The following is a 21,761-nucleotide window of genomic DNA, read 5'->3' on the forward strand; positions in this document are numbered from 1 at the left end:
CTGTCGTGGCAGAAGGGCGCGGAAGCTATTGCTATTAGCGGTGACAGTATAGGCACCAGGGGCGGGGTTACAGTACCGGTGCGGGGTGGCCGAAATAATAGCCCTGCAGAAAGTCCGCGCCCACACCGCGCAAAAAGTCTGCCTCGGCAACAGTTTCGATGCCTTCCGCTATGGTCTGGATGCCATTCTCCCGGGCGATGCTGATAAGGTTTCGCACGATCACCTGTTTGAAGCTGTCTGTATCCACATCCCGCACGAGGTCCATATCCAGCTTCACATAGTCGGGCCGCATCTCGTGCAGCATGTTAAGCCCGGACCAGCCGGAGCCAATATCATCCAGTGCGACACCAAACCCCGCGTTGCGGTAGAACGCCAAAATGCCCTTAAGATGCGCTTTGTCGCGCGCCATATGGGTTTCAGTCAACTCGAACACCACATCTTCGGCACGAAGCCCGGATTCGGCGATGCTGCTGGCGGTGGTGCGCAGGCAGTAGGCCGGGTCATAGACGCTTGAGGGATTGAAATTGATGAATATCTTGCCGGCCAGTTTTGCTTCGGCTGCGCTCTCCACCGCTTTGCGGCGCGCCGCGAGATCAAGCGAAAACAGCAGGTCGGATTTTCCAGCCACGCCAAAAACATGCACCGGGGGAATGATGTTATCAGCAGTGTCGCGCAGACGAAAAAGGCCCTCATGGGCGAAGGCATCTCCGGCCCGTGGGCCGGAGGCATATACGATGGGCTGAAACCATGTTTCATAGCGCTCTGCCGCCAGGGCCTCAATTACCCACTCGCTATGAAAACGGTTGATGAACACGTCGGCCGTGATCACGCGACCAAGGCTTTCCGGTGGGAGATGGTTGTCGTCCGTTGTCACTATGTTGGTGTTTGCAAGCTCCGGTCCGCCAAGCGCACCAAGAAAGGAGGTGAGAAAGTCAGCGACTTGCTCACGGGCGCGCTTGATCCGAAGGCCATGCTCACCAAAGGGGCGGCAGTCGTATTGTTGTTCGGCTGCCAGCCGTTTGGCCTTGGTGTAGCTCTCGCCCGTAGGCAGGTAGACCCAGAAAAACGTTTCGTCAAAGACGTGGTTTTTGACAGTTTCACAATCAATGCAGCGCAAGGGGAGGCTCCTTTTTTCCGTGGAACATGGTATACGGAACCGCAGGCGGAAAAGATCAGACCGACAACGGTAGGAGCGCTTATAAGCCATGCGTGCCTGGCATGATATGGTTTACTGGCCCCGAGGGGCGCGTTTCCTGAATGTCAGCGGTTATGGTTTCCTGCCTTGGCATACTCGGCAAGCTGGGCGCGGAGGGCGCGGTTTTCTGCTTCCAGAGCGGCATATTCGGCACGTATGGGCCCCAGTGTTTCTTCAAGTTCGTTGGCGGTGAAGCGGGGTGTGATATGCTGCGGACAATTCCAGTCAAACGTCTCCAGTTTCATAACCATAATGCGTTCTGCTTTTGCCCTGTAACCCGGCTTCATCAGGTGTTGGGCAAGGTTTTCATCGTCATCAAGATTTCTGACTTCAAGGCGTGCGAGGACTTTCAGTCTGGCGCGGTGGGCATAATCCATGAGGAAAAGCGCCACCCTGTTGTTGGCTCCGGTGTTGCCCAGCGTGATATATTGACGGTTGCCGCTGAAGTCAGCGAAGGCGAGCGTTTGCGGGTCCAGCACCTTCAGGAAGCCCGGAGGGCCGCCCCGGTGTTGCACATATGGCCATCCCGTCTCCGAGATGCTGGCAATATAGAAGCTGTCGCGCGCCGTGATGAAGTGGGCCTCATTTTCAGTGAACCGATCAAATTCGCGGCCTGGTTTCGGGTTAGCATAGGCCCTGCGTGACCCGTGTTTTTCCTGCGCGTCGATGACGCCGGGGCCTGTTAATCTGTCCAGAAAGCCATATGCCATGAATATCCTCCGGAAAAGGGATGGGGCTGCCTGTATGGGGGGACAGGCAGCCCCGGGGGGGCTTACGCCGCCAAAGCGTTACGAACAACCGGGAAGTCAATCTCGGTTTCCGCAACATTGTTGAGCATGTTGGTAAAGAAATTCTCTGCAACGACGGCAACAATTTCGACAACCTCGGCTTCGCTTAAGCCTGCGGATTTCACCGCGCGGATGTCTGCGTCTTCGACGCGGCCACGGCTGCGGGTCACCTTTGCCGCAAAGGCCACGGCGGCATTAGCGCGTGCGTCGGCGGATGTTCCCTTGCGGGCACGGTCAATCTCTTCACTGTCAAGGCGGGCCAGGTTGGCTGCAAGATAATTGTGAGCAGACAGGCAATAATCACAGCCGTTGATCTCGGCGACCGCGAGGGCGATACGCTCACGGGTTTTGACATCAAGCGTTTTACCCAGCGCACCGTTGAAACCGAGAAAGCCTTCAAGCACCTTTGGGCTGTTGGCAATCAGGCGGAAGAGGTTGGGCACGGTGCCTAACTGGGCTTTCACGGCGTCAAGCAGGGGACGGGAAGCTTCGGGAGCGCTGTCATGGCTCGGGACGGAAATACGGTTCATTTGATTTCTCCATTTTATTTTCCCGGCGGTCATTGGTCTTGCCGGGATGTCCAAGAGATAATCAATTGCGTCGTTCATGATAATATAGCAAAATTGCAAATCTTTGTTGCGTATTTTGGGATAATTATATGGACCGGATTGATTGCATGCGGGCGTTTGTGGCGGTTGCTGCCACCGGCAGCTTTGCTGAAGCGGCCCGCCAGTTACGCCAGTCACCCTCGGGCACTTCACGCGCCGTGGCGGAGCTTGAGGCGCAGCTTGGGCTTGTTCTGTTCAACCGGACCACACGGTCGGTCAAGCTGACAGAACGCGGCCGTATCTATCTTGAGAGTTGCCGGCAAATTCTGGATGATATTGAAACTGCGGAAGCATACGCCCGGGGCGAGGGAGCAAGACCACAAGGTGTCTTGACTGTCGCGGCGCCAATTCTCTTTGGCAGGCTTCACATATTGCCGCTCGTCAACGCGTTGCTGGCCGCGCAGCCCACACTTGCTGTGCGTCTGATCCTGTCGGACCGCAATGCCCATCTGGCAGAGGAGGGCATTGATGTTGCGGTGCGGATCGGAGACTTGGGTGATAGCAGCCTGATGGCGCGTAAGCTGGGCCGGGTTTGCACCGCGATTGTTGCCAGTCCCGACTATCTGGCTGAGCACGGTGTGCCGGAAACGCCGGATGATCTGAAAAACCACGCCATTATTGCATTTGAGCCACTTGATACGACCAATGAGTGGCGTATCGCGCCGGGGGTAAGGCCGGTGCGGCTGATGCCCCGGCTGATGGTCAACAGTGCCGATGCGGCGATTACCGCAGCGGAGGCCGGGGTCGGTGTTACACGCGCACTTTCCTATCAGGTGCGCGCCGGGGTGGAGGCCGGGCACCTCGTGCCTATACTGACCCGTTATAAGGCGCCGGAAATCCCCGTTAGTGCGCTTTATCCGCCGCGCCGGATCATCTCGCCCAACCTTGAGGCATTTCTTCAGTTTGCGGGCGAATATTTCCGCTCCAATCCGGTGGTGCCGCTGTGGGAATGGGGTAATCCAGGCTGATGGCCATGCGCAAAAGATTACGCTATATATATTCAGGGTTTTATAAAATAAAACTAATAGTATAGTCATGGGTGGAACAACGCAGGGATCAAGGAGGGGGAACTTCATGTCATCACGCCTGTATTATCCGCCGGAGACGGCGACACCCGCAACGCTGGCAACCACACAAGCCACGGCACGCGCACCGGGTACACCGGCCGCCGCGGCTCCGGCGGCCTCAGGGGCTGCTAGCGAATTTACCCAGAAAATGGTCAAAATGGTGCCAGCCGAACTGGTTACGGCTTATACGGCGGCGGTGGCTGTCATTTCAGATGTGGCGAGCGACAAGGCGCGTATGATTGCCTATGCCATTACCTTTGTTGTTTGTCTCGTGCTGACGCCGGTGTATCTCAATAACGAGGCGGAACCGGGCCGGCCGAAGTGGACCCACATCATCATCTCCACGCTCGCGTTTCCCGTATGGGCTTATCTTGTTTCCGGCAATCAGATCATGCCAGCCTATTATAACGGGTCAATCGCGCTTCTAGCGACGATCCTCTTTAGCGTGGTGACGGGAGCTATCCCGCTGAAAAAGTAAGAAGCCGGGGTTGATGAGGCATGGCGCTATTTACAAAGGGCTATTGTATGTAGTCCTTTGTGACAGCATCCCTTGGGTGATCCAATAGCCACTTCTGAAGCTTTTCTTCAAGGTCAGATGTTTTTACCGGTTTGCTGATAAAGTCATCCATTCCGGCGGCGAGGCATTCTGCTTCATCCTCTGCCATGGCGTTTGCAGTGCAGGCCACAATGGGCGTGCGCGGCTTGCGTTCCAGTTGCTCAAGCAGGCGTATGGCGCGGGTGGCTTCAAGCCCGTCCATTTCCGGCATGCGGCAGTCCATCAGAATGAGATCAAACTGGCGCTGCCGGACTTGTTCCACAGCCTCAAGGCCGTTGCCCGCAGGGGTCACAAGACAGTGGTACCGTTCTAGTGATTTGGTCGCGACCATGAGGTTTACCGGGTTATCTTCAGCCAGCAGGATACGCGCACCTTTGAAGTCAAGGTCAAGGCTGGACACGGTGCGTTTGCGGCCACTGAGGTTGTGACGGGTGATTAACCCGGTGACGGGTTTTTCCGATGTGGCGTGCAACACGGCTGCCAACATAACCGGTAACTCGCCGGGAAAGACCGGCTTCGTCAGATACCCTGAGATACCGATCGCGCGTGCTGCCTTTCCGTCACCTTTGCCGGGTGCGGAGGTTACCAACACCACTGGTGTCTCGCGCAACGCGGCGGTAGCCTTAATTTTTGTGGTGAGTTCAAAGCCATCCATGCGGGGCATGCAATAATCTGTCAGCACCAGTTTGTAGGGATCTTGCGCCGATATAGCTGCCTGCAGTTCCTCCAGCGCCATGGCCGCACTGCTGACCGTTTCGGGGCGCATGTGTGCGCTTATCAACTGGTGTGCCGCAATTTTGCAGGCGGTTTCACTGTCATCGACCACCAGCACGCGCAGCCCACGGAGGATATCAATATCCACGGGCGGCGCCGCAGGGCGGGCTTCCCTGTCTTCGGGCAAGGGGATGGCGAAGCTGAATGTGGAACCTTCGCCGAGGGTGCTGGTCACAGAGATATCCCCCTCCATAAGGTGCACAAGGTTTCGGCAGATGGTCAACCCGAGCCCGGTACCGCCGAACTGTCGTGTGGTGGAAGCATCCGCCTGGGTGAAACGGCCAAAAACGCTTTCCAGTTTATCCGCTGGGATGCCGATGCCGGTATCCTGCACGGAAAAGTAAGCCCACCGCTCGCCACTTTCACTGATCTTCGAATTCAGTGACAGAAGAATCTGGCCACTTTCAGTGAACTTGATCGCATTGCCTAGCAGGTTGAGCAAAATCTGGCGCAGGCGGCCCGGATCACCTTTGACGAAGGCTACGGTGTCCGGCGGGCAGTCCAGAAGTAATTCTATGCCTTTTTCATTGCATCTCGGCACCATCAGTTCGCAAACGTCCTGAACAAGGTGCATCACGTTGAAGGGCACAATTTCGAGGTCCATTTGTCCAGCCTCGACCTTGGAAAAATCGAGAATGTCGTTGATCAGTTCCAGCAACGCATCAGCCGAGCGCATGCTGGTTTCGGCATAATCCCGCTGTTTCGGCGTCAATTCGGTATCGAGAAGCAGCCCTGTCGTGCCGATAATCCCGTTCATCGGTGTTCTGATCTCGTGGCTCATGTTGGCAAGAAACATGGACTTTGCCTCAGACGACGCGCGGGCTTCCACCAGCGCCTGGTCAAGCCAGCCGTTTTTCTGGTTTAATTCCTCGGCGGCGATGCGCAACTCTTTGGTCTTCTCCTTGACGGCGCCTTGCAGACGCGCGCGGTCATGCAGCGTACGGTGGGCCAGAAATGCGAGCAATGCGGTTATCAAAAGGCCGGCCAGTGGCACGCCGTAGATAAGGCCCTGTGCACCGGTGTGGGGCATGTCTATAACATCCACATGAAGCTGCCACGGGCGGTTCGCCACCGACAGATCGTGAATGAAGCTAACCTGAGGCGTTTCGCGGGCGATGGTATCGCCATCATTCAGCAGTTTGTCTTCAGGGTAATAGTATGTGGTGCCCCCCGCGCTGGTGATTTTATACCGCAGCGACACCGAACTATCCGCAATACCTGAGGCGCGGAAAATATCATGCAGATAGTTGCCGGAAACGACGATGCCGGAAACGAAGGCGCGGTTGGATGCCAGCACTTTTTGGGCCGGATAGGCGATAAAAAATACCGGGTCAGGCATAAGCGGCGGTATACCGACGCGGAAGTCTGAAATATGCGGCGTGGCGTTGCGCACGGCGGGAATGATATAATCGAAAATTGGTGCATGGCTGCCTATGTTGCGGCCGATAAGGTGCGGGGTATCAGTTGACGGATAACTGTAAGCAAGCACATTGAAGTAGCCATTCACCGGGGTCGGCGCAGAGATTTTGCCGTCCTTGAAGTCGAAGATATCAAAGCCTTCATACCGCGGGCCGCCGTTTTGCTGGAACTGGGCAATGAACGAGGCTGTATTTCCCGCCGGTGTCCGCGCGATCCAGCTGACCCGCTGCTGGTCAGGAAATTCGGAATAAACAAGTTGAATCAGTCGCTTGAATTCTTCTTCCGTTACCCACTTGGATGACGAAAACAAATTGGCCACCGAAGCCACCTGCAATAGCCGCCGGTTGAAGGCGGCTTCGATATTGCGCGCCTGTTCCGCCACTTTGGCTGAGAACGTGGCGGTTGTCAGTTCCCGCTCGACAGTGTGAAATTTCTGGAAAAGCGCAAGTGAAATGGCACTGCCAACAAGCAGGATCAGTAAAGGCGCAAGCCGGGTCAGGTATTTTTGTGAAGCGTCTGTCATACGGGGTGTAGCATATCAAAGTTCCATCCTGCGGGGCACACAAATTTCACTTGGTCCATCACAACACCCTGAGGAGATGGCAGGAAGCGACCGCCATGAATATAAAAATTTGGCGGATTAACGCCGCCTGCAATGCCGCGATCGGCCGCACGGTTGTGGATGCCGCTGTCATCCGGCTGCGTGATCAGGGCGTGTACCGGGCCCGTGCTCTCTGCGGCGTCAGGTAACAAAGGTAAACAGCAGAATGAAGCCCCCTCAAGGCAGTGCATGCCACAATTCTCTCACCAATCAATATGTTGTTCCGCACGATAGGACGAGATGATGAAATTATGGTTAACACGCGGTGCGCAGTGGAAGCAGTGCGCCCCTGTCGTACGGCTTGCCGACCGGGTGCCCGGCATCTTGCCACAAGGCAAACGCATGGCGCGTGAATGGGTCGCCTTTAACCCAACCCGGTCAGACCGGTCATCAGGGTCCTTCCGCATAAACCTGAATAGTGGTGCCTGGGCAGACTTGGCGACCGATGACTAGGGCGGTGGTCTCATAAGCCTTGCAAGTTATCTTTACGACATTAGCCCTTATGAAGCTGTACAATATGTGCAAAAGCTTACGGGAGTGGTGGCCAATGACCGTTAGTTTGCCGGAAACGCACCCCACCTTGGGCACCCCCCCTCCAAGGTGTACCCTTACCGCAATGAGCGTGGTGATATTGTCGCTGCGGTGTGCCGGTTTGGAACCGGGCAGAACCAGTCTCAACCGGTTTATACCGGCGCACACCGTTTTAAGGGAGATATTTCTCCTCAGGACCGGTAGGAAGAAAATCAGGTCCGGTTGCCTTAGGGCGAACAAATGGCAGAGACCTTGAAGGCGGGTTCTTTATGACATGGAGGCCTTGAGCGTCCGCCCGTCAGAACCGGTCATCCTAGTCGAGGGTGAAAAATGCGCGGATGCACTCTCCGGCGTCGGCTTTCTTGCCAGCACAAGCATGGGCGGGTCGAACGCTGCCCGTTTCACTGACTGGACCACGCTTGCAGGGCGCGCGGTTATCCTTTGGGCGGATAATGATGACCCTGGTACAAAATACATGCATACGGTTGCCAACCTGTGCCAGCAGGCTGGCGCGGCCCAAGTTCTTGCCGTTGATGTAAGCGCAGACACCCTCGAAAAAGCGGTCAATACCGGTTGCGACCGAAACCGGTTGGGGTGCCTCAAACCGACATTAACTGTCTTCCCAAAGGCTGGGATGCTGCCGATGCAGTAGGTGAAGGCTGGACGCGTGACCATGTTTTGGCGCTTTTGAACTGGCGAAGCCCTGTGAGGACCGGTCACGAGCGGTTGGTGCCAATGATAACTAGCCAACACCGGACCTTACAATTCTGGACACCACCACGCCCCCACCGGTTTTCCCGCTGGATATATTCCCGGAACTGGTTGCTGACTGGGTTGTCACCACAGCTCGAAGCAAATCATCGCCCCCGGATTATGTTGCTGCCACACTCATAACGGGGTGCGCGTCATTGATTGGCAGTTCAAGGCGTGTGTCGCCTTGGGCTGGCTGGTCTGAGCCTGCCATTTTCTGGACGGCTATTGTCGGTAATCCTTCTGCCGGGAAAAGCCCGGCAATGGACCCGGTGCTCTCAGCACTCTCAGCACCTGAGAGCGCTGACCTGAGCGGCTTCGAGGAAGCTTTGCGGCAGTATGAAACCGACAAGATGGAGGCTGCACTTGATTTGCAAAAGTGGGAGGGGGAGGCCAAGGATGCCCATGCAAAGGGCTATGCGCCGCCTCTGATGCCAGAAAAAGCGGTAGCACCCGATATGCCGGTCAGGAAAAGACTAACAGTGCGGGATGCCACCACAGAAGCACTGCTTGTTGCTCTGAAAGGCCAGAAAAAGGGCTTGTTGGCGGTGCGTGATGAGCTAGCAGGCTGGTTTGGCGGTATGGACCGCTATACGGGCGGCAAGGGCGGTGACAGAGCCCTATGGCTGGAAGCGTACGGCGGCAGGCCATACACGCTTGACCGAGTAAAAAACGGTGGTGAGCCTTTTCATATCCCGAACCTTGCCATATCAGTGCTTGGCGGTATTCAACCGGACCGGTTGGAAAGCTGTCTGCTCAAAGGTGATGATGACGGCTTGAGCGCGCGGTTCCTATACATCTATCCAAACCCGGCACCCAGGCAAAAGCCAAGGCCGCTTTCTCGTCAATCCAGCGCTGTGACACGCCCTCGACATGTGACAATAATTTTAGTCGTTGGTCCAAGCGTCGGCTAATGTTTCTGCTTGCTCCATCACCAAATTAATCGCGGCAGGCGCCTTATCGGGAGGGTATTTGTATCGCCGTAGTGTGCGCCGGACTAAATTTCGTAATCTAGCGCGCACGCTATCCCGCTTTTGCCAATCGATTGTAGCGCTAGACCGAAGTTTTTCAGTTATCTCGACGGCAATTTTCTTCAGCGTGTCATCGCCCAGTTCGCGCACAGCACTTTCGTTTTCCGCTATGGCGTCATAGAAGGCTAATTCGTCGTGCTTCAGGCCGAGCTCTTCACCCCGTGACGCGGCCTTCTGGTAGTCCTTTGCCATTGCAATCAGTTCTTCGATAACCTGTGCGGTCTCGATTGCGCGGTTCCGATATTTCAACAAAGCGGCCTCAAGCCGTTCGCTGAATTTGCGCTCTTGTACAACGTTATTCGTGGTCCGAGCTTTGATTTTATCGTTGAGCAACTTCTGCAGTAGCTCCACGGCAAGATTTCGCTCTTTCATATGCCTGAGGTCGTCCAGGAACTCATCAGACAGGATGCTGATGTCCGGGCTGTCGAGCCCGGCCAAAGCGAAAATGTCATCAACACCATCAGCCACAACAGCATTGTTGATGATCTGATTGATCGCGCTGTCTTTTGTGTCAGCGGAGAGTTTTTTGTCGGGCGTGGTCGCTTTTACAATTGCGGTTCGTACAGCTTGCAAGAAGGCAATTTCTTCTTTCAAGTTTGCCGCTTCGTCCAATGTACCGCACAATGAGTTTGCGCGTGTCAGTGCCGTTACATGGTCAAGAAAGCGCTTTTTACCGTCCTCAAGCCCCAGCACGTAGTTTGCTGCAGGTAACAGCAATTGCATTGCCTGCGTTTTGTAGGCCGAATAATCAAAGTCTTCGAACATGGCTTGAATGATTTCCAGATGCTCGAGAAGCTTGGAAAATGCCTCGGCTTTAACGTCGTGGGTTGGTGCGCCTTTGCCGTCACTGTCGGTATATGTCTTGAGCGCTGATTTCAGCTCATTGGCGATGCCGATATAATCAACCACAAGGCCACCTTGCTTGTCTTTGAATACCCGGTTCACACGGGCAATGGCTTGCATCAGGTTATGGCCCTTCATGGGCTTGTCGATATACATTGTATGCAGGCAGGGCGCGTCAAAGCCAGTCAGCCACATATCACGCACTATGACAATTTTTAGCGGGTCGCCGGGGTCCTTTACCCGTTTCTCGATCGCTTTTTTGACGGCCTTGTTATAGATATGCGGCTGCAGTAGTGCTTTGTCAGCGGCACTGCCGGTCATGATAACCTTCACAGCCCCTTTCATCGGGTCGTCGTCGTGCCAAGCGGGCCGCAATCCAACAAGCGCATTATATAAGTGAACGCATATTTCCCGGCTCATGCCGACAATCATTGCTTTGCCAGCCATCGCGGCAGAGCGTGTTTCAAAGTGATCGACAATATCTGCCGCTACCGAGTTGATCCTGGGCTCCGCGCCCACCAGCTTTTCAAGGGTCGACCACTTGCTCTTTTCGCGCTCGCGGGCCGATAGGTCCTCTTCATCTTCCAGGACTTCATCAAATTCCTGATCGAGCAGCGCCATTTCTTCGGGTTTGAGGTCCAGCTTCGCGAGACGGCTTTCATAATAGATTTTTACCGTCGCACCATCTTCTACGGCGTCCTGAATGTCATAGATGCTGACATAGTCACCAAACACCGCCCGCGTGCTCACATCAGCGCTTTCAATGGGGGTGCCGGTAAAGCCGATGAAAGTTGCGTTCGGCAGCGCATCCCGCATGCTTTTGGCATAGCCATATTTATATTCGCCCGTCTCGCCCTTCAGTTTGGCGGACAAGCCATACTGGCTGCGGTGCGCTTCATCTGCGATGACGACAATGTTGGAGCGGTCCGAGAGAATGGGGAAGCGCGCTTCGCCCTCAAGCGTTGAAAACTTCTGGATCGTGGTAAATATGATGCCACCCGCCGGACGCCCCAAAAGGGCTTCGCGCAGATCATCGCGGCTGTCCGCTTGCAGGGGGTCTTGCTTCAACAACATCTTGGCGCTAGCAAATGTTTGAAACAATTGACCGTCGAGATCGTTGCGGTCGGTTACCACCACCAGTGTCGGGTTGTTCATCTCGGGCTGCTGCAACAGGCGGCCTGCAAAGCACGACATGGATATGCTTTTGCCGGACCCCTGCGTATGCCACACTACGCCGCCGCGCCTGTCGCCGCCCGCGCCACTGGCCTTGATAACCGCGGCGACCGCTTCCCGCACGGCATGAAACTGATGATAGGCGGCAATCTTTTTGATTGTCTCGGCACCGTCTACCTCAAACAGAATGAAATGCTGGATATAATCCATGAACAGGGTGCGGTCGAAGAAACCGCGCACAACTTTCTCCAGTTCCCACTCCAACAGCGGTTTGTCATGTTCGTTCTTGACCGTGCGCCAGGGCGTGAAACGTTCGCGCGGTGCGGTGAGCGAGCCGACGCGGGCATTATAGCCGTCCGAGATCACGAGCACTTCGTTATAGACCATCAGGTCTTCAATTTCGGCCTTATAGGTTTGCAGTTGGTTATAGGCCTTCCAGATATCGGCGCTTTCATGGGTTGGTGTTTTCAGCTCCAGCACACCAAGCGGCATGCCGTTGATGAACACAATCACATCCGGGCGGCGCGGCCCCTTGGTACCCTGAATGGTATATTGGTTAACCGCGAGAAAGCGGTTGTTAAGCGGGTTCTGGAAGTCAAACAGCTTGACCCGGTCGCCGATGCGCTCACCGCCCCGTTCATATTCCACCGGCACACCTTCCAGCACCATTTCATGAAAGGCGCGGTTGTTGGCAATCAGGCTTGGCTGTTTGGGTTTTGAAAGCACGTCAACAGCTTCATCAATCGCAACAGCCGGAATATCGGGGTTTAGCTGTGTCAGCGCCGCCCGCATCCGGCCCAGAAGAAGGATTTGCCGCGTGTTCGCCCGCTCGCCATGCGGGTTATCTTCATGCGCCAGCAAGCCGGGGCCATAGGCCACTTCATAGTCAGCGTCGCGGAACCAGCCGAGCGCGAGTTGTTCGAGGTTGTCTTCGTTCATTTCAGACCCTCAAGAATTGCCGAAATTACCATATCGCGGATACTGGGCGGATAACCATGTTTGCGTAACGTCTTGCGAATGGCGTTCCTTAGTGAGGCTTGCGCACTTTCTCTAGTTTGCCAATCGACTACCAGGTTTTTTCGAATTTCAGTGTCCAGGCTTTTCACCAACCCATAGAGAACGTCCTCAGGTGTACCGGGAGAACAGTCTTCAAGCATCCTAGCCAAGAAGGTGTAGCGATCTTCATCTGCCCTTCTGGAGAATACGCTATCGGGCTGCTGATGAGGTACTTTGGGCGTTTCCCGAGTGGGGATAATTTGCTCAGCCTCACTCTTTGGCTGCGGTTGAGAAGAAGCCTCCATATCAGCTTCCTTCTCAACCAGACGCTCTATCAACTCGCGATCGCGGGGGTCGTTCTTTCGAACCACTTCCTCTGCCAATATAGCGTTGCAGTATTCGGAAGCACCGATCAGATCAGGAAACAAACTGGCAGGATGCACGTTCATTTGCCTCAAATGCCTAAGGCAGGCGGACCGATCATCGGCCGAATTGGGGATGTAGATTTTACATATGTGGTTGGCCACCTCTAACACTGCTTCTTCATCATCTACTTCAGCGTTTTCCAGCACAATATTGATGATTTTATCTTCGATGGATTCGCCATAAGGCGTGTGGATAAAGAGGCCCGCCTGATTGACGAGCCGACCATGATCGTCTTTGCGGGGTTCAATAATCCGGAGTTCATCAAATTCCTTGTGGGTATTCAGGTATGTTTTGTTGAGCGCATAGATAACCCGGTAAGGATTGTTACTTTCATATTCAACGTCGGCACCAAAAAACGCAAAAAACAGCGCGACATAGGGGGAGTGAGTCCAATCAAGAAGCGGCGTATGCAAGCCGTAATGCTGACCAACTGCCCAAAGTTCGTCAGTCTCTGCTTCTTCAACGACGGAATGATCTTGTATCCTGCCCCTGACCGCTTTTCGGAAGCGTTCGATTTGAGCATCCGCCAATTCCTCAGTTACGAACCCGCGTTTATCGTGCCTCCCCAGCGTGGGGCTTAAAGTCCAGTCGAACCGGCGCTGTCCACGAAAAACCCATTCGATGTTGGGGTAGTTGAAAAATTCGCCTTCCAAAAGTTCTGGCAGGTCACGCCAACTGGATAGCTTGGTGACGGGTATGTGGCCACTGGGGTAGCTCCCCGCTACAAGCATAGGATTGACCGCGAAGTCAAAGCCTTTCCAATCGGGTACCGCGCTAAAATAGCGTTGAACATCGTCGTTGGTGATGATGTCCAGCATATATTCGCTTGCCAGTGAAGTGTTGACGACGAAGGTTTCCTTGTCTTCCTCAAGGGTGATGATCTTTTTGGCTGAAAAAATCTTCAGTACGGCGAGGTCGGGGATAAGAAATTTTTCGCCTTGTAACTCAATCCCGCGACCAGGCAATCGTTCCGGGTCTGATAGTGTTAGATACGTTGTAAGATAGGCCCGGTCGCGGTCTGTGATCTCAGGGTGGTTTGGTTCTGGCGTTTGCGTCCATCCAATCAGTTCGCTTTTTGCGCGCGGTGATTTCCGCACACTAAAGCTGGACGGAGCAGATCGACCCACGGCATGCAGGTTTCTGATCAGTTCCGCTTTGGCGTCTTCCTCAGTCCAGAGTTTCGCCATCCTCAAACACCCTCAACTTCATCTTGGGCTTGACCAACAGAGATTTCGCCGGAAAGCAGTTTGGGGAGAAGGACATCGCGGGTTTGCGCAAGGGAGTGGGCCTCCCATCGGTTGGATTCCAATTGGGAAACTAACGAGGATATCAACTTTTCGTAGACTTCAATTAAAGAAGTTGTTGGAAACACCAGTTGCATTTTATGTACAGCAGGAGGTTTAGCCCTTTGTCGCGAGCCAGTTGAACCCGTGACGGTTTCAAGCATGCCTGCCTGAAAATTCGGGCTTTCAATCATTCCGTACAAGAACCCTATGCCCGACAGTTTTTGATTAGGTACAAACTGCATGAACTCAGTGGAACAGATTGAACATGGTTTGGGCTCGCAGATAACCCAAGTACGCTTAGTCGTGGGGTTGAGTTTAGAAACCAAAACTGTGGGCTGCGATATTGCGTATTTGCTACTTTTAATGTTTGAGCCAGCATCGATAATTGGCAGATGATTTGCGTCATAAGCAGGAATACTATAATGCACCCAATCCTTATTCGGGTCTTCGAATGGTTTAACTCCTGTAGTTACCAATGTCGCGTAGTCAGAAAATGGGCGAACTCTCCAGCCATCAGGGATTGGGCCAAGTTCGCTGTCTACCAACTTATTAGGAAATAGGGCTAGGATGTCGGGGGTGATTTTGAGGCGGTTGCAGATGCTGGCTTCGCTTTCGCCGCTCCCTTCTTTTTGGGCCATTTTGGCGCGGGTGGGTTCAAAATCGACAAACCAGCACTTGAAAATCGCCTGCGCCATTTCCTCCAGCGTTTTATTCATCCGCTGGTTCAATTCAATTCGCGCGTCTAAGGTATATAGGATGTTCGCGATCTTCTCTTCGGAAGCACCGATTCTAGGGATTTCTAGCTTCTTTAGTACTGGAATTCTAAGGTTACTAACCGTCGAGCCTGTCCCTTCATTCCAGAAGATTTGATGACGTACTGCTGGAGACTGCAAAGCATAAAATACGTAGGTTGGGTCAACCCCTTCTTTGACCCTGAGCAAAACCTGCCTTTGTCCGACACAACATTCTAGCCCTTCCGGGACCAGGCAGACCTCACCCATCGGAGCTTCACGAGTAAAAATGATATCGTTGGCTTGCGGCTTTGCTCTACGAATTCTATGTGCAAAATGCTCGGCATCCGTATAGCTCTTTGAACTAAGGTCTAACCGACCATTCCGAATATTTTGGTTACGGATAACCAAGAATCCTTGGTCTGTCCATTTAGGTGTTGAGTGCGGACAATCTACAATCAACTCGCACACACCTTCGAGACTTTCTGTTGGCAGCGGCGAACTAGAGCTCATACCCCAGCCCCCCGAGGCTTTGTTTGATCTGGTCTTCGAGCTTCGCTCCTTCTTCAAATTGCGCTTTCAGCTCTGCGGTCAGGCGGGCCATTTTTTCCTCAAACGGTTCTCCGTCGTCCTCTAAATCAGCGGCACCAACATAACGACCGGGGGTGAGCACAAAATCATGCTTTTTGATCTCGTCAAGGCTGGCTGACTTGCAAAAACCGGCCAAGTCTTTATAGCCTTCGCCTGCTTGCCAGTTGTGGAAGGTGGTTGCAAAATCCGTGATGTCATCCGTGGTGAAATCCCTCAGCACACGGTCTTTCATGAAGCCGCGCTCGCGCGCGTCGATGAACAGTATCTCGCCTTTGCGTTTTTTGTCGCGGGCCAGAAACCAGATGCAGGCGGGAATTTGCGTATTGGTGAACAACTGCCCCGGCAGCGCCACCATGCATTCCACCACATCTGCTTCCACCAGCCGTTGCCGGATGGCGCCTTCATTGCCGGTGGATGAGCTCATGGAGCCGTTGGCCAGCAACAGGCCCATTCGTCCCCGCGGTGCAAGGTGGAAAAACATGTGCTGCAGCCAGGCAAAGTTGGCATTGTTTTTTGGTGGTTCGCCAAACTGCCAGCGCTTGTCGCCCTCCAGCTCACTTGCGCCCCATTCGCTCATATTAAACGGTGGGTTTGCCATCACATAATCGGCGCGCAGGTCCGGGTGCAGGTCTCGCCTCAGGGTATCTGCCGGTTCACCGCCGAAGTTAAAATCAATGCCGCGCAGCACCATGTTCATCGCTGACAAACGCCACGTGGTGGGGTTGCTTTCCTGCCCATACACGGAAATATCGCCGCGCCTGCCTTCGTGCTGTTCAATGAACCGCTCGCTGGAGACAAAAAAGCCGCCTGAACCCATGGCAGGGTCATACACCCGGCCCTTGAAGGGCTGCAGCATTTCCACCACCAGGTTCACGATGGATTTTGGCGTATAGTATTGCCCACCCTTTTTGCCTTCCGCGAGCGCGAACTGACCGAGGAAATATTCATACACATGGCCGAGAATGTCTTTTGCGTGCATACGCTGGTGCGCAAAGGGGACGGTGGCGATCAGGTTGATCAGATCACCCAGCCGAGCATCCTCCACCTGCAGCCGGGCATAATCTTTATTGAGAATGCCTTTAAGCTTGGGGTTTTCGCGCTCAACCGCCGTCATGGCATCATCAAGCAGGCGGCCAACGCTTTTGAATTCCTTGCCCCATGGCAGCTTTGCGCCGGGCGCGAGCTTGGCGCTGTTCTGCAGGTTTTTCCAGCGCGCCTCAATAGGCACCCAGAAGATATTGCTCTCCAGGTAATTGTCGCGAATTTCCAGCTCTTCGGCCAGCATCTCGGCGTCGCCGTCCAGATAATCATCGCTTTCGGGGTTGGTGAAGCGCTTCTCAAGCGCCATGCGGCGCTCATCAAACGCGTCGGACACATATTTCAGGAAGATCAGGCCCAGCATCACATGTTTGTAAACAGCGGCATCAAGGGCAGGCAGCAGTTTGTTCGCGCCAACCCACAGCTTTTTTTCAAGCTCTTTCAGAAATTCACTTTCGGTCATGGTCTTCCCTGATTACTCGGTCACTCGAAAAATTCTTCGTCAATCTTCTTAAGGTGCAATGTTTCTTCATCGCGGCAGCCGATGTTATAGCGCAGCATTAATTTGGCAAGGCGTTCACCGTCAATCAGTACAATACGCATGCCAAGGTCTTTTGCTGTTTGTATCGCGTCACTGCTGAAAGCAGACGTTGTGAAGAATATGCCTTTTTGTGCTTTTCTGAGGTTCAGCGCACCAAAAAAATCCCGGATCGCGCCGGGGCCAATGTTGTTACCTTCCTTGTAGCGCTTGGCTTGCACGTATATCTGATCCACCCCCAGCGGGTCCTGATCGATAACGCCATCAACCCCACCGTCGCCAGAGCCGCCAATGCGCCGCCCCGCCTCCTCTGACGCGCCGCCGTAGCCCATGGCCAGTAATAGCTCGACGATCAGGTCTTCAAAAAAATCAGGCGTTGCCTCGCGCACCCTGTCTATCAGGTCGGCTGACAGTGCATGGTTAATTTGCCGGTGTGCGGCACGCAGGACTTCATCTGGTGTTTTGCCGGACTGCTCGGACACATTTAGCACGCTGGTTTCAGCTTGTGTCTCCGTTGGGGTGCCCTTGCGGTTGCGGAACTCCTGAAAAGAGTCAAACTGTGACAGGAACTCAGCATCGATGCTTGTTGGGTTTTGCCCCAGTACCTGAAGGCCCGCCGGGGTGATAACAAAGTGGCCGTATTTGGTATATTTAACCAGACCGGCCTGTTTCAGATAGCCCTTTGCCCAACTGACACGGTTGCGGAAGGTGGTTTGTTTGCCGCTCGGCAGCAGGTGTTCGCGCTCTTCCTCCGTCAGGGAAAATTCGTCAGCCAGACGGTCGAACACCTCAGTATTGGAAACCTCGCCGTGCGCGCACGCCTGCAACACTGGCAGCATCAGTGTTTGATAATCTGGTATCATAAGCCCCCCCCCCGCTGGTTTTTATTTCATGTGAATGGTACACCTATTCACGCAGCTTGTGCGAGTGTATTTTCACCGCTTGGGTAGGGCTATTCGTTTAAGGCAGTTTTCAAAGGGAGTGATATGGCAATTTTACTTTCGGGTATCTGGGACATCCAAAACCGGGAAAGCTATAAAATTCATTTTGCCAGGTACAATCAACATTCGCAGCCACTGGAAGTGTGGGTTCGTGATAAAAGAGAATGGCAGGGTTGGCAGGAATTCAGGCCCGGCCGAAATGACTTCAACCTGCCGTTCATATTCTCCATGATGCAGTTTTATCATGAGCCCGAGACATGGCTGTTTGGTGGCGTGTTTGAGGTGACAGCCAGATATGAGGACCGATATGAAGTTGTGCTAACTGAGCAGGGTAAAGATTTCATTGGCCGCCTTAAAATTCGAACGCCCTATAAAAACAGGGCTACCCGTACCTGTATGGAGCCCTGGTTCAATGACTTCGAGGTCAAAGAAATATTGGCTGAGCCATACACAGGGCAAGCATTTCCAGGCTTTCAGGAAATCGACCTGTCCTTTGAAGAGCTAGAGGCATTGGCCAAGACAGGCCGCCCAGATTGGAAGGCGGCTCTTGAAAGTGTCAAGGGCGTCTATCTGGTGACAGATTGCCGCACGGGCAAAAAGTATGTCGGGGCAGCATACGGTGACCACGGCGTTTGGTCTCGGTGGATGTGCTATATTGAGAGCGGCCATGGCGGAAATGTCGGCATCCATTCACTGATCAAAGAGCACGACCTTGATTACTGCCGGAAGAATTTTCGGTTCGCCTTGCTTGAGCACAGTCTATTCAATGAAACGCGCGACAAGATTCAAGCGCGTGAAGCGTTTTGGAAGAACGTGTTATTCACTAGAGGGGCGCGGGGGCTTAATCGCAACTGAATGGTATGCACCGTAGCTATAATTTGGAGATGCTTCGAGCGAACTAAACTCCACGCGAAGACTAGGGCGCCAAATGCTTCGGTATTGCTTCCGTGAATGCGGAAGCAATTGGGCGAAAAATCGATTCCAGTTATAAGTTATTGAAAAATAAGGGGAAAATGGTGCCGGCACCAGGAGTCGAACCCGGGACCTGATGATTACAAATCAACTGCTCTACCAGCTGAGCTATACCGGCACATCACGGCCTGCACGCGGGGCCCGGCGTTGATCGGTATCCGGGGGCGTGCGTTTGCGTGGCGCATCTTCTAACACAAAAAAAAATACGATCAAGAGCTATATTGACACTTTTTTAAACCGGGTTTTTGCCGGGGTTTTTACGCGCGGGAGCGGTGGGCTGCCGGCCGCTGCCGGTGCCTGCACAAAATATGCACATATTCTGCGCAGATTTGGCAGAATATTGTCGTTTTACTGCACACATCCTGCACAGTTTTGGGCCCTGTGTGCAGGCCTCTTTTTTGCCTGTTCAGCGCGCCCGGCGGAAGGTCAGGTTGTACCTCAGCGCGCCGATGCGCGGGTCCGTGGCTGCCGCAACGGGCCTGATGCCATGATAATACATTCGGGCCTTGCCGCCAAGGATAATGACATCGCCGTCATGGAGCGTTATGTTTCGTGCGCCACCACTGCGGGTTGGGCCAAACAGTTGAAATGTCGCCGGAATTCCGACCGACACTGAGACAATCGGCCATGACTTTTCCGTCTCGTCCTGGTCGATATGCGGGCTCAGCCGCGTGCCAACCCCGTAGCGGTTGATCAGGCAGACATCCGGTTCAAATCCGCTGTACCCCGCAGCAGAGGCTGCCTGTTTCGCAAGCGTTACAAATGCGGTGGGCATCGCGGGCCACGGTGCACCTGTCAGCGGGTCCGTGGTGTCATAACGGTACCCGGTGGGCGCGGAAATCCAGCCATAGCGCCCGCAATTACTCATCGCTACCTGCATTTTCCGTCCGCCGGGTGTGGTCATGTGCCGGAAAGGGGACCGCGCGGTCAGCCTCGTGATTTCCGCGATAATCGCATCGCTGTCGGCAAAGCCCGGCAGTAGGAAAGCGCCGTCACCGAGAGCTTCGACTGCGGGCCGAATATTGGAAAAAAGATCCATTATTACAGGTCCTTACAGTGCATCATGATAGATTACGCCAAGAGTGAACCGGGTGCCCGAGATCACATCGCTCACCCCATGCCGGAGGCTGACCTTATGGTACCCGCTTTTCCCCATCTGTGGCCGTTCGTTAACCGCGAAAACCACTGCGTCCCCGCGCCTGAGCGGCACAACCCGCGCCCGGGATTGCATGCGCGGCCGGTTCTCCACCAGGATAAATTCGCCGCCCTCAAATTCTTCCTCCGGCTCACTCAGCAGCACCGCCATCTGGAAGGGGAAATAGACCTCGCCGTAGAGGTCCTGATGCAGCCGGTTATAGCCGCCTGCCGTATATTTCAGGATGAGCGGGGTTGGGCGTGACTGGCCTTTCTCGTGGCAAAGTTGTTGAAATTCATTATGATTTTCCGGGAAGCTCACGTCGCGGCCAAGGCGTCTGGCCCATTCGTTTGCAGCGTTTGCAAGCGGGGGGAAGCTCTCACGCCGGAGGACGTTGAGCGGGTCCGGCAGCGGGTATCGATAGTAGCGGTAATCGCCTTCACCGTAACCATGCCGCGCCATGAACACCTGCTTGCGGTAGAGGTTTTCATCCTCATAGAGTGCGCGAAAATATGAGCATTCGGCGGCCGTAAGTATTTGGGGGATCACCGCAAAACCTTGATCCAATAGTGCATTTTCCATCGCGCTCCAGTCAAGCGAGCGGATGCGGTGGGCAAGGGGCGCTGCGGTGGGGACGGCGTTCATTCGGATGCCTCCCTGGCCGATACCTCCCTGGCAAGAAGCTTACGTTTGCGCCCTACGCCCCAGCGGTAGCCACTGAGGCTGCCGTCGCTGCGGACCACGCGGTGGCAGGGAATAGCCACTGCAAGGCGGTTGTTCGCGCAGGCGTTGGCTACAGCGCGCACGGCTTTGGGCTTGCCGATAGCTGTGGCAACCTCGGCGTAGGTCGCGGTCTCTCCGGCCGGGATGTCTTGCAGCGCTTGCCATACCTGTTGCTGGAAGGCGGTGCCGCGAATATCAAGCGGCAGGGTTTGCCGGGTGGGCTTCCCGTCCTCCACGAGCGAAAGAACGCTTACGAGCCAACTATCAAGCGTTTCGTTTGCTGGCAGCAGTTGGGCCGCGGGAAATTCAGCGCGGAGCTCGTCTAACAGTGTGTCTTCGTTGTCGCCAAGCTGGATGGCGCATATGCCTCGGCCGGTCGCGGCGACGAGCAAAAAGCCCAGAGAGCATTTCTGAATGCCATAGTGAATATGTTGGCCCTTGGCGCCCGCGCGGTATTCTTTTGGTGTCATGCCAAGAACGCCTGTCGCGGTCTCGTAGAAACGGCTATTGGCGTTATACCCTGCGTCATAAATCGCTTCGGTGACCGTACTGCTGTGTTTCAGCCTGCCTTTTACGTTTTTGGTGCGGTGGCTTGCGGCATAGGCTTTTGGCGTGATGCCGGTAATCTCTTTAAAAATGCGGTGAAAATGATAGGGGCTGAGGCCTGCCTGTGCGGCAATATCAGCGAGCACGGGGGTGGTCTCTGCCGCTTCAATGAAGCGACAGGCACGGGCGACCAGATTTTCTCGCGCCGTCCAGGCCGGAGTTTCATTGGGCTTACAGCGTTTACAGGGGCGAAAGCCGGCGGCTTCGGCATCTGCTGGCGTGTGGTGGAAGGCGACGTTCTCGCGCCGAGGCTGACGGGCGCCGCACGAGGGGCGGCAGTAGACACCGGTGGTTGCGACAGAAAAGAAAAACGCGCCGTCGGCGGTGGCGTCGCGGCGGAGGACCGCCTGCCATCTGTCGTCATCAGAGCTAAACGTGCTGTTGTTCATGCCGGGGACCGATTTTATAATTGCTGCATGTGTCATCGTTCATTCCTCATGTC

At 54.6% G+C, this 21,761-nt stretch carries 19 protein-coding genes and 1 tRNA gene; 7 read left to right on the forward strand and 13 right to left on the reverse strand.

Annotated features, from left to right (window positions below; all coding sequences use genetic code 11):
* Positions 1 to 67: 67 nt before the first annotated feature.
* The 3 genes from ACN0VM_RS05065 to ACN0VM_RS05075 all read right to left on the reverse strand — a co-directional run bounded on the left by ACN0VM_RS05065 (position 68) and on the right by ACN0VM_RS05075 (position 2,513).
* On the reverse strand, positions 68 to 1,117 hold the full coding sequence (locus ACN0VM_RS05065) for an EAL domain-containing protein (protein WP_417449763.1): 1,050 nt from the start codon (positions 1,115 to 1,117) through the stop codon (positions 68 to 70).
* 143 nt (positions 1,118 to 1,260) lie between these two features.
* Positions 1,261 to 1,905 (reverse strand): pyridoxamine 5'-phosphate oxidase family protein, encoded by a 645-nt coding sequence (locus tag ACN0VM_RS05070; RefSeq protein ID WP_417449764.1) that lies wholly within the window; start codon positions 1,903 to 1,905, stop codon positions 1,261 to 1,263.
* 62 nt (positions 1,906 to 1,967) lie between these two features.
* Complete coding sequence (locus ACN0VM_RS05075) at positions 1,968 to 2,513, reverse strand: carboxymuconolactone decarboxylase family protein (protein ID WP_417449765.1); 546 nt, start codon at positions 2,511 to 2,513, stop codon at positions 1,968 to 1,970.
* A 128-nt stretch (positions 2,514 to 2,641) separates the two neighbouring features.
* Here ACN0VM_RS05075 and ACN0VM_RS05080 point away from each other — a divergent pair, with 128 nt between their 5' ends.
* Both ACN0VM_RS05080 and ACN0VM_RS05085 read left to right on the forward strand, forming a co-directional pair.
* Positions 2,642 to 3,559, forward strand: a complete 918-nt coding sequence (locus tag ACN0VM_RS05080) for a LysR family transcriptional regulator (RefSeq protein ID WP_417449766.1) — start codon at positions 2,642 to 2,644, stop codon at positions 3,557 to 3,559.
* 106 nt (positions 3,560 to 3,665) lie between these two features.
* Positions 3,666 to 4,136 (forward strand): hypothetical protein, encoded by a 471-nt coding sequence (locus tag ACN0VM_RS05085; RefSeq protein WP_417449767.1) that lies wholly within the window; start codon positions 3,666 to 3,668, stop codon positions 4,134 to 4,136.
* A gap of 40 nt (positions 4,137 to 4,176) precedes the next feature.
* On the opposite strand, the gene ACN0VM_RS05090 is transcribed toward ACN0VM_RS05085, so the two are convergent.
* The gene (locus tag ACN0VM_RS05090; RefSeq protein ID WP_417449768.1) at positions 4,177 to 6,930 is read right to left on the reverse strand and encodes a response regulator; all 2,754 of its coding nucleotides are present in this window, start codon (positions 6,928 to 6,930) and stop codon (positions 4,177 to 4,179) included.
* Positions 6,931 to 7,025: 95 nt separating this feature from the next.
* Between ACN0VM_RS05090 and ACN0VM_RS05095 the strand changes: the two genes are divergently transcribed.
* The 4 genes from ACN0VM_RS05095 (at position 7,026) to ACN0VM_RS05110 (ending at position 9,203) form a co-directional block, all read left to right on the forward strand.
* A complete protein-coding gene (locus ACN0VM_RS05095) occupies positions 7,026 to 7,157 on the forward strand; it encodes a hypothetical protein (protein WP_417449769.1) in 132 nt (43 codons plus the stop codon).
* A gap of 94 nt (positions 7,158 to 7,251) precedes the next feature.
* Positions 7,252 to 7,461: a hypothetical protein gene (locus ACN0VM_RS05100; protein WP_417449770.1), complete on the forward strand. Its 210-nt coding sequence runs from the start codon at positions 7,252 to 7,254 to the stop codon at positions 7,459 to 7,461.
* A 352-nt stretch (positions 7,462 to 7,813) separates the two neighbouring features.
* Positions 7,814 to 8,191, forward strand: a complete 378-nt coding sequence (locus ACN0VM_RS05105; RefSeq protein WP_417449771.1) for a hypothetical protein — start codon at positions 7,814 to 7,816, stop codon at positions 8,189 to 8,191.
* Between the two features lie 166 nt (positions 8,192 to 8,357).
* Positions 8,358 to 9,203 carry a DUF3987 domain-containing protein gene (locus ACN0VM_RS05110; protein WP_417449834.1) on the forward strand — a complete coding sequence of 282 codons (846 nt, stop codon included), beginning with the start codon at positions 8,358 to 8,360 and terminating at the stop codon, positions 9,201 to 9,203.
* On the opposite strand, the gene ACN0VM_RS05115 is transcribed toward ACN0VM_RS05110, so the two are convergent.
* From ACN0VM_RS05115 to ACN0VM_RS05135, 5 genes are read right to left on the reverse strand one after another with little or no spacing between them, the layout of a single operon-like run.
* Positions 9,177 to 12,275 carry a type I restriction endonuclease subunit R gene (locus tag ACN0VM_RS05115; RefSeq protein ID WP_417449772.1) on the reverse strand — a complete coding sequence of 1,033 codons (3,099 nt, stop codon included), beginning with the start codon at positions 12,273 to 12,275 and terminating at the stop codon, positions 9,177 to 9,179. The genes ACN0VM_RS05110 and ACN0VM_RS05115 overlap by 27 nt on opposite strands.
* Positions 12,272 to 13,945: an FRG domain-containing protein gene (locus ACN0VM_RS05120; RefSeq protein WP_417449773.1), complete on the reverse strand. Its 1,674-nt coding sequence runs from the start codon at positions 13,943 to 13,945 to the stop codon at positions 12,272 to 12,274. The genes ACN0VM_RS05115 and ACN0VM_RS05120 overlap by 4 nt, the downstream gene beginning before the upstream one ends.
* Positions 13,946 to 13,947: 2 nt before the next feature.
* On the reverse strand, positions 13,948 to 15,288 hold the full coding sequence (locus tag ACN0VM_RS05125; RefSeq protein WP_417449774.1) for a restriction endonuclease subunit S: 1,341 nt from the start codon (positions 15,286 to 15,288) through the stop codon (positions 13,948 to 13,950).
* Positions 15,278 to 16,867, reverse strand: coding sequence for a type I restriction-modification system subunit M (locus ACN0VM_RS05130; protein ID WP_417449775.1), 1,590 nt, complete (start codon positions 16,865 to 16,867; stop codon positions 15,278 to 15,280). The genes ACN0VM_RS05125 and ACN0VM_RS05130 overlap by 11 nt, the downstream gene beginning before the upstream one ends.
* Before the next feature lie 20 nt (positions 16,868 to 16,887).
* Positions 16,888 to 17,805 (reverse strand): restriction endonuclease, encoded by a 918-nt coding sequence (locus tag ACN0VM_RS05135; protein ID WP_417449776.1) that lies wholly within the window; start codon positions 17,803 to 17,805, stop codon positions 16,888 to 16,890.
* Positions 17,806 to 17,928: 123 nt separating this feature from the next.
* Here ACN0VM_RS05135 and ACN0VM_RS05140 point away from each other — a divergent pair, with 123 nt between their 5' ends.
* Entirely contained in the window at positions 17,929 to 18,738 is an 810-nt protein-coding gene (locus ACN0VM_RS05140; RefSeq protein ID WP_417449777.1) for a GIY-YIG nuclease family protein, read from the forward strand.
* Positions 18,739 to 18,897: 159 nt separating this feature from the next.
* Here the strand turns inward: ACN0VM_RS05140 and ACN0VM_RS05145 are convergent.
* From ACN0VM_RS05145 to ada, 4 genes are all read right to left on the reverse strand, one after another.
* Positions 18,898 to 18,973, reverse strand: a tRNA-Thr gene (locus ACN0VM_RS05145).
* A gap of 288 nt (positions 18,974 to 19,261) precedes the next feature.
* Entirely contained in the window at positions 19,262 to 19,894 is a 633-nt protein-coding gene (gene alkB, locus ACN0VM_RS05150) for a DNA oxidative demethylase AlkB (RefSeq protein ID WP_417449778.1), read from the reverse strand.
* A gap of 12 nt (positions 19,895 to 19,906) precedes the next feature.
* Positions 19,907 to 20,635 carry a 2OG-Fe(II) oxygenase gene (locus ACN0VM_RS05155; RefSeq protein ID WP_417449779.1) on the reverse strand — a complete coding sequence of 243 codons (729 nt, stop codon included), beginning with the start codon at positions 20,633 to 20,635 and terminating at the stop codon, positions 19,907 to 19,909.
* Positions 20,632 to 21,744: a bifunctional DNA-binding transcriptional regulator/O6-methylguanine-DNA methyltransferase Ada gene (gene ada, locus ACN0VM_RS05160; RefSeq protein WP_417449780.1), complete on the reverse strand. Its 1,113-nt coding sequence runs from the start codon at positions 21,742 to 21,744 to the stop codon at positions 20,632 to 20,634. The genes ACN0VM_RS05155 and ada overlap by 4 nt, the downstream gene beginning before the upstream one ends.
* Positions 21,745 to 21,761: the final 17 nt, after the last annotated feature.

It is taken from the genome of Kordiimonas sp. (genome assembly GCF_048260245.1).
In the GTDB taxonomy this organism is placed as follows: domain Bacteria; phylum Pseudomonadota; class Alphaproteobacteria; order Sphingomonadales; family Kordiimonadaceae; genus Kordiimonas.

What these genes read in the sequence shown, in the direction of transcription:
- alkB (WP_417449778.1), bottom strand. Translation starts at nt 19,894, where the DNA reads ATGGATCTTTTTTCCAATATTCGGCCCGCAGTCGAAGCTCTCGGTGAC.
- ACN0VM_RS05095 (WP_417449769.1), top strand. Translation starts at nt 7,026, where the DNA reads ATGAATATAAAAATTTGGCGGATTAACGCCGCCTGCAATGCCGCGATC.
- ACN0VM_RS05100 (WP_417449770.1), top strand. Translation starts at nt 7,252, where the DNA reads ATGAAATTATGGTTAACACGCGGTGCGCAGTGGAAGCAGTGCGCCCCT.
- ACN0VM_RS05085 (WP_417449767.1), top strand. Translation starts at nt 3,666, where the DNA reads ATGTCATCACGCCTGTATTATCCGCCGGAGACGGCGACACCCGCAACG.
- ACN0VM_RS05155 (WP_417449779.1), bottom strand. Translation starts at nt 20,635, where the DNA reads ATGAACGCCGTCCCCACCGCAGCGCCCCTTGCCCACCGCATCCGCTCG.
- ACN0VM_RS05140 (WP_417449777.1), top strand. Translation starts at nt 17,929, where the DNA reads ATGGCAATTTTACTTTCGGGTATCTGGGACATCCAAAACCGGGAAAGC.
- ACN0VM_RS05105 (WP_417449771.1), top strand. Translation starts at nt 7,814, where the DNA reads ATGGAGGCCTTGAGCGTCCGCCCGTCAGAACCGGTCATCCTAGTCGAG.
- ACN0VM_RS05120 (WP_417449773.1), bottom strand. Translation starts at nt 13,945, where the DNA reads ATGGCGAAACTCTGGACTGAGGAAGACGCCAAAGCGGAACTGATCAGA.
- ACN0VM_RS05070 (WP_417449764.1), bottom strand. Translation starts at nt 1,905, where the DNA reads ATGGCATATGGCTTTCTGGACAGATTAACAGGCCCCGGCGTCATCGAC.
- ACN0VM_RS05115 (WP_417449772.1), bottom strand. Translation starts at nt 12,275, where the DNA reads ATGAACGAAGACAACCTCGAACAACTCGCGCTCGGCTGGTTCCGCGAC.
- ACN0VM_RS05075 (WP_417449765.1), bottom strand. Translation starts at nt 2,513, where the DNA reads ATGAACCGTATTTCCGTCCCGAGCCATGACAGCGCTCCCGAAGCTTCC.
- ACN0VM_RS05125 (WP_417449774.1), bottom strand. Translation starts at nt 15,288, where the DNA reads ATGAGCTCTAGTTCGCCGCTGCCAACAGAAAGTCTCGAAGGTGTGTGC.
- ACN0VM_RS05135 (WP_417449776.1), bottom strand. Translation starts at nt 17,805, where the DNA reads ATGATACCAGATTATCAAACACTGATGCTGCCAGTGTTGCAGGCGTGC.
- ACN0VM_RS05130 (WP_417449775.1), bottom strand. Translation starts at nt 16,867, where the DNA reads ATGACCGAAAGTGAATTTCTGAAAGAGCTTGAAAAAAAGCTGTGGGTT.
- ada (WP_417449780.1), bottom strand. Translation starts at nt 21,744, where the DNA reads ATGACACATGCAGCAATTATAAAATCGGTCCCCGGCATGAACAACAGC.
- ACN0VM_RS05080 (WP_417449766.1), top strand. Translation starts at nt 2,642, where the DNA reads ATGGACCGGATTGATTGCATGCGGGCGTTTGTGGCGGTTGCTGCCACC.
- ACN0VM_RS05090 (WP_417449768.1), bottom strand. Translation starts at nt 6,930, where the DNA reads ATGACAGACGCTTCACAAAAATACCTGACCCGGCTTGCGCCTTTACTG.